General features: G+C 70.3%; 7 protein-coding genes. 5 read left to right on the top strand and 2 right to left on the bottom strand.

The features are described from left to right. On the bottom strand, nucleotides 1-1,908 hold a 1,908-nt coding region (locus tag BIV04_RS17200; protein ID WP_177174832.1), incomplete at its 3' end, for a hypothetical protein. Nucleotides 1,909-1,951: 43 nt separating this feature from the next. Here BIV04_RS17200 and BIV04_RS14805 point away from each other — a divergent pair. From BIV04_RS14805 to BIV04_RS14785, 5 genes are all read left to right on the top strand, one after another. Further along, nucleotides 1,952-4,144 (top strand): ATP-dependent Clp protease ATP-binding subunit, encoded by a 2,193-nt coding sequence (locus BIV04_RS14805; RefSeq protein ID WP_083396515.1) that lies wholly within the window; start codon nucleotides 1,952-1,954, stop codon nucleotides 4,142-4,144. Between the two features lie 81 nt (nucleotides 4,145-4,225). Next, nucleotides 4,226-5,302 carry a non-hydrolyzing UDP-N-acetylglucosamine 2-epimerase gene (wecB, locus tag BIV04_RS14800; protein ID WP_071257193.1) on the top strand — a complete coding sequence of 359 codons (1,077 nt, stop codon included), beginning with the start codon at nucleotides 4,226-4,228 and terminating at the stop codon, nucleotides 5,300-5,302. Nucleotides 5,303-5,394: 92 nt separating this feature from the next. Continuing rightward, nucleotides 5,395-6,792: a polysaccharide biosynthesis tyrosine autokinase gene (locus BIV04_RS14795; RefSeq protein WP_071257192.1), complete on the top strand. Its 1,398-nt coding sequence runs from the start codon at nucleotides 5,395-5,397 to the stop codon at nucleotides 6,790-6,792. A 161-nt stretch (nucleotides 6,793-6,953) separates the two neighbouring features. Then, nucleotides 6,954-8,111 (top strand): glycosyltransferase, encoded by a 1,158-nt coding sequence (locus BIV04_RS14790; RefSeq protein WP_071257191.1) that lies wholly within the window; start codon nucleotides 6,954-6,956, stop codon nucleotides 8,109-8,111. Further along, nucleotides 8,108-8,932 carry a hypothetical protein gene (locus BIV04_RS14785; RefSeq protein ID WP_083396514.1) on the top strand — a complete coding sequence of 275 codons (825 nt, stop codon included), beginning with the start codon at nucleotides 8,108-8,110 and terminating at the stop codon, nucleotides 8,930-8,932. Before BIV04_RS14790 ends, BIV04_RS14785 begins: the two co-directional genes overlap by 4 nt. Nucleotides 8,933-8,985: 53 nt before the next feature. Here the strand turns inward: BIV04_RS14785 and BIV04_RS14780 are convergent, their stop codons facing one another. Then, nucleotides 8,986-10,440, bottom strand: a complete 1,455-nt coding sequence (locus BIV04_RS14780) for a right-handed parallel beta-helix repeat-containing protein (protein ID WP_083396513.1) — start codon at nucleotides 10,438-10,440, stop codon at nucleotides 8,986-8,988. Nucleotides 10,441-10,447 lie beyond the last annotated feature (7 nt).

Genomic DNA, 10,447 nt, shown 5'->3' with positions numbered 1-10,447 from the left:
GGTCCAGGACCAGGTGTTGTCGTTCTTGACTTGGGTGGTGCCGAGGGGGGTGCCGAACTTGTTCTCGACCTGGATGGTCTTGCCCTTGGTGCCGGTGCCTTCGAACGTGAAGCCGGTGTTGGGGACGTAGCCGGTCTTGGGGTCGGCGGGGTTGGTCACCGCGACGAGGGGTGCCGGTGCGGGGGTGTCGGTGCTGGGTTTGAAGTTCAGCACGGTCGCGGTCGACTGGGTGGTCTCGCCCTTGTCCTGGATGAAGTTGATCGTCCAGGTGGAGGTGCCCATGTTGGCGCGGGTCCAGGACCAGGTGTTGTTGTCCTTGACTTGGGTGGTGCCGAGGGGGGTGCCGAACTTGTTCTCGACCTGGATGGTCTTGCCCTTGGTGCCGGTGCCTTCGAACGTGAAGCCGGTGTTCGGGACGTAGCCGGCCTTGGGGCCGGCGGGGTTCGTGACGGCGACGGGTGCGATCTCGCCGGCTCCGGGGTTCAGGGTCACGGTCGAGACGGTGGTGTTGTTGCCCTTGCCGGTCTGGGTGACTTCGAGGACGTGCTCACCGTCGTCGAGCTTCGTGGTGGTGAGGTTCCACTGGCCGTTCTGGAAGACCTTCCCGGCGGCGAGGATCGGGACGTCCTTGCCTTTCTCGCGGATCTCGATGCTGGCGTCGATCTCGCCCTTGCCGGTCATGTTCAAGGTGCCGCCGTCGAACGCGATCCCGTCGACGGGGGTGTCGATCTTGACTGCGGCGCCGTAGGCGATGGTGGCGGTGGCGGTGCCGCCGTCGTCGCCGTCGATGAGCTGTTGGGCGGTCACGGCGTAGTCGCCGGGTGCGTTCGGGGCCGGGATCTCGAGCTCCCAGGCGCCGTCGGCGTTCGTGGACGCGGTGGTGCGGCCGATCTCGGTGCCGGCGGAGTCGCGGACGACGATCGTCGCGCCGGGCTGCGCAGCACCCTTGACGATGGCCTCGTCGGTGCGGTCGGCCCCGAACGCGGTGGTCGCGGTGATCGGGGAGACCTTGATCTCGGCGTCGAGGGTGTATTCGCCGGTCTGGACGCCGTTCTCCCACTGGGTGAGGTGCAGCGGGTTCGACCCGAGCTTCAGGCCGCCCACCGTTGCGGACCAGGCACCTGTGTCGTCCGCGAGGAACTGCTCGGCACCGTTCACGATCACCGCCGAGTTCGGCATCGCAGTTCCTTCGAGCGTGGCTGTCTTCGCGGCGCGATCGATGTTCGTGACCTTGGCCGACAGGGCAGCGAACCCATGGCCTGGCGCGAAGGCCAGCCCTTTTTTCTCTTCCATGCGAGCTGGCGTCGGTGTCGCTGGGAAGGCCGTGTATTCCCCGTAGTAGTAGGGACGCGTGAGAGACAGGCCTCCTGCCGACGTCAGGCTGTCACTCCCGTCTTTCCAACGGAAGTCTTGCCCCGTCGAGCATGCGGCGGAGGTCAAGTAGGAGCCCTTGGGCGCACTGGTTCCCTGCTTGATCCCCACGCATGTTCCGTCCGTCCCTCGGATCTGCTTCGTGGCCGTGTCGTACGTGAACGGCCAGGCAGCTTCCGACGCCTCTTCCAGCGTGGCAAAGGCACGCGTGCCGCGGGTCGGATCATTCGTCGTCACTGCCACGTAAGGGAGGGCGGTCGACGGCTGAGTGAAGACGAGCTTGATCGGCCGGACGCTTTCAGGTGCTGACGTAGCCGAAGCTGCAGCCGGCCCGAAGCTCAGCCCGGTGACGATGGTGGCCGCGGCGAGCCCTAGGGCTCCCGCGGTCTTGAGGGTCTTCTTCATGTGTGAAGGTGGTCCTTCTTGTCTGGGCGGCGCGATGCTCCGCCAGGCGAACAGATTGTGAAATGTTAGACACAAAACAAGGCATGCACAACATGACAAGTGCGAGGTATTGCGCGTCGGGCCGATCGGCATAAACTTGAGTCAGTTCCACTCAAGTTTCGAGAAAGGCACATCCATGGCGAACATGCAGGGCGCACCGGCCTCCACCGAGAAGCAGAAGAGCGCGCTCGAGAAGTACGGCGTCGACCTCACCGCCATCGCCCGCAGCGGCAAGCTCGACCCCGTCATCGGCCGCGACGCCGAGATCCGTCGCATCAGCCAGGTGCTCACCCGCCGCACCAAGAACAACCCCGTCCTGATCGGCGAGCCGGGCGTCGGCAAGACCGCCGTCGTCGAGGGGCTCGCCCAGCGAATCGTCGAGGGCGACGTCGCCGACAGCCTCAAGGACAAGCGCTTGATCAGCCTCGACCTGGCCGCCCTCGTCGCCGGCGCCAAGTACCGCGGCGAGTTCGAGGAGCGTCTGAAAGACGTCCTTAAAGAGATCACCAAGAGCGACGGCCAGGTCATCACGTTCATCGACGAGCTGCACACCCTGATGGGTGCCGGCGGCGGCGAGGGCTCGGTCGCCGCCTCCAACATGCTCAAGCCCATGCTCGCCCGCGGCGAACTGCGCCTCATCGGTGCCACCACCCTCGACGAGTACCGCCAGTACATCGAGAAGGACGCCGCGCTCGAGCGCCGCTTCCAGCAGGTCTACGTCGGCGAGCCCAGCGTAGAAGACACCGTCGCCATCCTTCGAGGGCTCAAAGAGCGGTACGAGGCGCACCACGGGGTCACGATCACCGACGGCGCCCTGGTGGCCGCCGCCTCCTTGTCCAACCGGTACATCCCCAGCCGCCAGTTGCCCGACAAGGCCATCGACCTCGTCGACGAGGCGGGCTCCCGCCTCAAGATGGAGATCGACTCGTCGCCCGTCGAACTGGACCAGCTCTACCGGGGCCTGGTGCGCCTCCAGATCGAAGAGCTCGCCCTCAAGAAGGAGAAGGACGACGCCTCGCTGGCGCGCCTCGCCACGCTGCGCCAGACCATCGCCGAGCAGCAGGCCGCGTTCGACGATCTGAACGCCCGGTGGCAGGCCGAGAAGGCCGCGCTGCAGGGGGTCGGCACCCTGCGCAGCGACCTCAACGAGGCGCGCATCGATGCCGACCGTGCCCTGCGCGAAGGCCGCTACGAAGACGCCGCGCGCATCAGCTACGAGCGCATCCCCGACATCGAGAAGCGTCTCGCCGACGCCGAGTCGTTCGAGCAGTCCGACGAACGGCTGGTCAGCGACAGCGTCACCGACTCCGACATCGCCGAGGTCGTCGCCGCCTGGACGGGCATCCCGGTCGGTCGCCTGCTCAGCGGCGAGACCGAGAAGCTGCTGCACCTCGAGAGCGAACTCGGGAGGCGCCTCATCGGTCAGAAGGCGGCCGTCCAGGCCGTCAGCGAGGCCGTCCGGCGCACCCGCGCGGGCATCAGCGACCCGGACCGCCCGACCGGCTCGTTCCTCTTCCTCGGCCCCACCGGAGTCGGCAAGACCGAGCTCGCCAAGGCCCTCGCCGACTTCCTGTTCGACGACGAGAAGGCGCTCGTGCGCATCGACATGAGTGAGTACGGCGAGAAGCACAGCGTGTCCCGGCTCGTGGGCGCGCCTCCCGGGTACGTGGGTTACGAGGCCGGCGGCCAGCTGACCGAGGCCGTGCGGCGCCGCCCCTACAGCGTCGTGCTGATGGACGAGGTCGAGAAGGCGCACCCCGAGGTGTTCGACATCCTGCTGCAGGTGCTCGACGACGGCCGGCTGACCGACGGTCAGGGTCGCACGGTCGATTTCCGCAACACGATCCTCGTGCTGACCTCGAACCTCGGCTCTCAGGTGATCACCGACCCGTCCCTGAGCGACCCCGAGAAAGAAGAGCTGGTGCAGGGTCTCGTGCGTCAGGCGTTCAAGCCCGAATTCGTCAACCGGCTCGACGACATCGTCGTGTTCTCGACGCTCAGCACCGACGACCTCGGCCAGATCGTGTCCCTCTACGTCGACCGCCTCGGCCGCCGGCTGGCCGACCGGCGACTCTCGCTGGCCGTCACGCCCGACGCCCGGGCCTGGCTCGCCGAGCGCGGCTACGACCCGATCTACGGAGCCCGCCCGCTGCGGCGCCTCATGCAGCGACAGATCGACGACGCGCTCGCCATGGCGCTGCTTGGTGGCGAGATCGCCGACGGCGACACCGTGCGGGTCGACGTGGCCGACGGGGGCGAGGGGCTGACGGTGGTACGGCACGACGTGGTCGAACCGGACGCCGCCGAACTCGACGACCTCACCGACTGATCGGCGCGTCGGGGCGGTCGGCATCGCCGACGCCCAGCTGAGGACTAGTCAGATCGATGTACTGCATGTAAAATACGAAACATGCAGATCATGAGTGTCGTCGGGGCTCGCCCGCAGTTCGTCAAGCTCGCGCCGATGGCCCGTGCCTTCGAGGGCCGGTGTGACCACGTCGTTGTCCACACCGGCCAGCACTACGACGCGGCGATGTCCGACGTCTTCTTCGACGAACTCGAGATCCCACGACCCGACGAACAACTCGACATCGGGTCGGCGTCGCACGGCGCCCAGACCGGGCGCATGCTCGAGGCCGTCGAGCGCGTCGTGCAGCGACGGCGCCCCGACGCCGTCCTCGTCTACGGCGACACGAACTCCACGCTCGCCGCGACGTTGGCGGCCGTGAAGTTGGGCATCCCGGTCGCCCACCTCGAGGCGGGGCTCCGGTCGTTCGACCGCGCCATGCCCGAAGAGCACAACCGCGTCATGACCGATCACGCCGCAGACCTCTGCCTCGCGCCCACCGAGACGGCGCTCGGGCATCTCCGCGACGAGGGGCTCGAGCGCCGCTCCGTGTTGGTCGGCGACGTCATGACCGACGTCCTCTTCTCGGTTCGTGACCGTCTCGCCCGGCAGGAGGCGCGGGTCGGCCCGGTGGGCGAGGTCGCAACCCGGGGGCCCTACGTGCTCGCCACCCTCCACCGCCCGTCGAACACCGACGATCCCGGGCGGCTGAGAGAGGTGCTCGACGGCCTCGCCGTCGTCGCCGAGACCGGGCGCACCGTGCTGCTGCTGGCTCATCCGCGGTTGCGGGCGCGCGCCTCCTCGTGGGGGATCGAGCTGTCGAGGCCGGGCATGGTCGTGGCGCCGCCCGTCGGGTATCTCGACCTCGTCGGCCTGCTCGAGGGGGCTTCGGGTGTCGTGACCGACTCGGGCGGATTACAGAAAGAGGCTTTCCTGTTGCGCCGACCGTGTGTCACGGTCCGGGCGGACACCGAATGGGGCGAGACCGTGAAGCTCGGCTGGAACGACCTCGTCGGCGACGGCCCCCTCGACATCGCCGCGCGACTCGCGGCGCTGCCGTGTCCCGAGACCGCCGCCGCGCCGTACGGGGACGGCCGAGCGGCCTCCAGGGTGGTCGACGCCATGCTGTCCCGCTTCTGAGCACAGGGCACGAAAGCTTGTGCCCTGTCGTTGACCCATATAACATGTAAAACATCGCTGACCCGGCGTTGACACCCGAAAGGCCCCGATCCATGCGCGTGACCGACATCCTGCGAGCCCTGCTCGCCAGCTGGCTGCTCGTGGTCGTCGGCCTCCTGGCCGGCGGCGGCGTCGGCTACGCCGTCTCGGCCGTGGCGACTCCGACCTACGTCAGCAGCGCCAAGATCTTCGTCGCCGTCCGAGGGCAGTCCGACACCACGGCGATGGAGATCGCCTCCGGGTCGAACGCGGCACAACAGAAGATCAAGACCTACACGACGCTCGTCACGACACCGCGGGTCCTCGACCCCGTCGTCGCCGACCGAGGGCCCAGCGTCACGGTCGACGATCTCGCGAGCCAGGTGACGGCGAGCTCGCCGACGGCCAGCACCCTCATGACCGTGGCCGTCACCGACGTCGACCCGCAGCGCGCGGCCGAGTTGGCCAACGCCGTCACCGAGAGCCTCCGCACCGTGGTGACGACCGAACTCGAGCCCGAGTTCGCCCCCGGTGTCCCGTCCGTCACGATGGAGGTCGTCGAGCCGGCCGCGCCGGCGCTCTCGCCGGCGACCCCGCGCACCGTCGCCAACGTCGCGCTCGGCCTCTTGCTGGGCCTCTCGGCCGGTGCCGCGGCGGCCCTCGCCCGGCGGGCGCTCGACACGAAGGTCAGGGGGCGCGACGATCTCGTCGTCGAGGGCGAGTTGGCCGTCGTGGGCGAAATCCCGTTCGATGCTCAGGTGCGGCGCCGGCCGGTGGTCGCCCGCGACGGCGGTTCGAGCGTCCATGCCGAGGCGTTCCGCATGCTGCGGACCAACATCCGGTTCCTGGGTGCGGGGTCGACGGCGCGGTCGTTCGCGGTCAGCTCGGCCGGGCCGAGCGAGGGCAAGACCACGACCACGGCGAATCTCGCGGTCTCACTCGCCGAGGCCGGGCTGCGAACCGTCGTGGTCGACGCCGACATGAGGCGACCCAACCTGGCGAAGATCCTCGGCATCGAGGGCGCGGTCGGGCTGTCCGACGTTCTCATCGGGCGCTTCGAACTCGACGAGGTGCTGCAGACCTGGGGGCACGACGGCCTCACCGTGCTGCCCGCCGGCGAGGTGCCGCCGAATCCGAGCGAGCTGCTCGGCTCGGGGGCCATGCGCGCACTGCTCGACGACCTGGGGGGCCGGTACGACGTGGTCGTCGTCGACACCCCGCCCCTGCTGTCGGTCACCGACGCCGCGCTCATCAGCGAGATGGTCACAGGGGTCCTCCTCGTGGTCGCGTCCGGGCGCACTCGCCGTGCGCAGGTCGCGTCGGCGCTCGAACGTCTCGACGCCGTCGGGGGCACGCCGCGTGCCGCCGTGCTGACCATGGGGCGTCGGCGTCGGGCCGACTCCCGTTACTACTACTACAGCGAGACCGATGCCCCGCGTCGTCCGCTCCGGGGGCTCCTCCGCCGAGCCTGAACGACGGGGCCCCGCCCGACCTGTCGGCCGTGGGGCCCGACGACGTCGCTCGACGCCCCTGCGTCCGAGCTCGGGCCGAGCCGCGCCTCCTTGCCGACGACCGCTCTCCGTTACAGGGCCTCGCGGCCCTCTTCTTGTCACCTCCGAACGAACGGAACACCATGACCACATCACCTCCCGACATCGTCCACGTGTCGAGCGCCCACCCCTGGACCGACAATCGCGTCCACCTGCGCGAGGCCGCCGGTGCCGCGGCCGCCGGGTATTCGGTCCGCCTCATCGCCGTCGAGAGCGACGTCACCACCCACGAGACAGGCGTCGAGGTCGTGACGATCCCCCGTCGCCGTCGTCGCGCCCGCATGACGCTCGGCTCGACCCAGGCCGTCGGGCTCGCCGTGCGGTCGAGGGCACGGGTGTGTCACCTGCACGACCCCGAGCTCGTGTGGGCGGTGCCCCTGCTGCGTGCGCTCGGGCGCCGCGTCGTCTTCGACGCACACGAAGACCTTCCCGACCAGGTGATGTCGAAGGCGTACGTCTCGCGCCGCACGGCGCGCCCCGCGCGCGCAGTCGCCCAGCTCGTCGTGCGCCTCGTGTCGACGGCCGACCGGGTCGTGGCCGCCACCGAGACGATCGCCGACGCCTACCCGGCGGGCAAGACGGTGCTCGTGCGCAACTACCCGCGCCTCCGTGCGGAAGAGGCATCGGCGATCGAGCCGAGCCGCCGGTCCCCGGTCGTGGCGTACGTCGGGGCGTTGACCGCGAACCGCGGGTCGGCGGTCGTGGCCGGGCTGACCGGCTCGCCGGCCTTCCCCCGCGGCTGGCGGCTCGAGCTGGCCGGACACGTCTCGGCGCCCGAGGCCGCCGAGCTGACCGCTCGACCGCGGACCGACGATCTGCCCGTGGTCTTCCACGGCCGGCTGTCGCCCGAGGCCACACGCGACCTGCTGCTGGGTGCCCGGGTGGGGGTCGTCGTCTTCGAGCCGACCGCCGCGCACCTGAACTCGTTGCCCACCAAGCTCTTCGAGTACATGGCCGCCGGGCTCGCCGTGGTCGTCAGCGACTTCCCGCTCTGGCGGAGCCTTCTGGGGCACCTCGACTGCGCCACCTTCGTCGACCCCACCGACGTCGACGCCGTGGCCCGAGCCGTGGCCGCTTACGACTCCGACCCCGACCTGCTCGACCGTCACGGCCGCAACGGGCGACGTGCCGCGCTCGAGACGTTCAGCTGGGACGGCGAGGAGGCGACGCTCCTCGAGCTCTATCGTGACCTGATCGGCAACCCGACACCCGACGGTCGCACCCCCGAGGGTGCAGCGTGAGCGCCGCGCTTCGACCCGCTGCCGCGCCCCTGCGTGTGCTCGTCGTCTGCACGGGCAACCTCTGCCGTTCGCCGCTCTTCGCCGCCCTGCTCGCTCGTGACGTCGACGGCGCCCGGGTGACCGTCACGAGTCGGGGCACGCTGGCCACTCCCGGCGCGGTCGTGCCCGCGGCGACGCTGGCGGCCGGGACGCGCCTCGGGGTCGATCTCGGGGGCCATGTCGCCCGGCCTCTCTCGGGCGTCGACCTCGACGATGCCGACCTCGTGCTCACGGCCGGTCGACGTCATCGCCGAGACGTCGTGCGGATGTCCCCTGCGGTCGCCTCGAGGGCGTTCACCATCGTCGAATTCGCCCGGTTGGCCGAGGCGGCGCTCGCCGAGGGGGCGGTCCGCGTCGCCGACGGAGGGTCGGTCGAGTCCGGCCCGGGGTGGCCCGGGGTTTCGCTGGAGTCCTTGCTGCGCCTACGAGGCAGTGTGCTGCGTCCCGACGATCCCGAGGACGACGACGTCCTCGACCCCATGGGGCGACGGGCGGGTGTGCATCTGCGCGTCGCCCGCCGGCTGGCGGCCGCGGCCACGACGGTCGCCTCGGCGCTCGGACCCGTCGTGGTCGACCCACCCGCCGAAGGGCCCGGCCGTGCTCGCCGATTCGAGCCGGACGCCCGCGACGTCACGGAGCCGGCCCGAACGGTCTCCAGGTCGCCCGAGGCGGCCTTCGTCGCGGTCCCCCCACCCGTCCCCGCTCGAGCGGGTCGCGCCGACGACCCGAGGCGTCGACGCGCGAGACGCGAGGGTGACGCTCGGGGATTCGCCACGGCCTGACACGCCACGGCCTGAGACGCCACGGCCTGAGACGCCACGCAGGAGGCCGCCGGTCACCCCTCGTCGGCCCAGCGGCGCACGACGGCCCCTTTGTTCCACACGGCGAGGTCGGTCTCACGCCAGTCGTTGGCCAGCAGGTCGAACACGTTGTCGGCATTGGCCACGGCCAGGCCTCGCACCGGGCCGGAGGTGCCCTCCGTGCGGGCGACGCTGGTCGCCGACACGGTGACCGTGTTCGCGCCGCTGCGGGCCTCGACGACCGACACCGCGCCTCCTTCCGTCGAGGCCTCGAGATCGGAGGCCGACGTGCGCGTCAGCGTCAGGGCGTCGTTCGAGTGGTAGACGAGCACGCCCCGGTCGATGCATCGCTCGAGGGTGGTGCCGCTCACGACGACGCCGCGGGTGAGGTAGAGGACGATGCCCGCCTCGGTGCCACCGCCGTGGCCGCGGACGGTGTTGCCGGTGACGAACCCCGTCGCCCGTTCGACGTCGTCGCCCACGGTCGTGCCTGCACCCTTGACGAGGATGCCGGCCCCGGGTGAGGCCAGGTCGATGCGCTCGACGACGTTGCCGGCGACGACGAACGCGGTGGGCGCGTGTCGGTACGAGCGGTCGACCTCGTCGCGACAGGGCACGACCGCGATCCCGACCCGGCAATCTCGCACGACGTTGTCGCGGATGACCACCCGATCGCCGGCGTGGGTGTCGAGGCCCTCCCAGAGTCGGACGCCGGTGATCGCGTTGCCCTCGACGACCACGCGCGTCGACCGGCCGGACACCGTCATCGGCACGGTGTCGTCGCGGGTCACGATCACGCCGTAACTGTTGACGTACGGACTCGGCTGGTGGACGTCGGTCACGTCGCACCGACGGACGACGGTGTCGACGCACGAGCGCAGCAGCACGCCCGCGTAGCCGACATCGGTGACGGTGACCCCCTGGACGACCAGCCCCGTCGTGTGCTCGGCCCGGATGCCGTCGTGGCTCAGTTCGACGAGCCTGCCGCCGGAGATGCGCACGTCGTCGAGTGGGGCGTCGGCTGTCCCCACGACGTCGATGCCCCGTCCGGCGCCCGACCGACGACCGCCGGCCCCGGTGACCACGGCATCGACGACGGCCACGTGCGACGCCGTGACGCGGACGACGCTGAAGTCACCGTTCGCCGCGAGGTGGCCCTCACCGGTGAAGCGGAGAGTGACGGCCCGGGTGACTTCGAGCGGGCCCGAGCGGTCCCAGTGGCGCGTGACGACGAGCTCGCCGCCCTCGGGCACGGTCGCGAGGACGAGGTCGAGGTCGGTGGCGTCCGTGTCGACGACGACCGGCGAGCACGCTGCCGCTTCGTGCCCGGGGGCCCCTGAGCCGGTCGCGGCAGCCATCGCCGGGGAGGCGCGGCCCGAGGCGACGAGGACGCCCGCCGCCGTGCCCGCTCCGGTCAGCAGCAGCGCCCTTCGGCCCAGCCGTGGTGCGGCAACGAGGTCGGTGGCATGAGGTGTACGAGCATGAGGCATGAAAGCA

This window comes from Frigoribacterium sp. MCBA15_019, from assembly GCF_001864945.1.
In the GTDB taxonomy this organism is placed as follows: Bacteria; Actinomycetota; Actinomycetes; order Actinomycetales; family Microbacteriaceae; genus Frigoribacterium.
The sequence above is the reverse complement of the archived record's forward strand: the minus strand, read 5'-3'. Positions and strand labels throughout refer to the sequence as shown.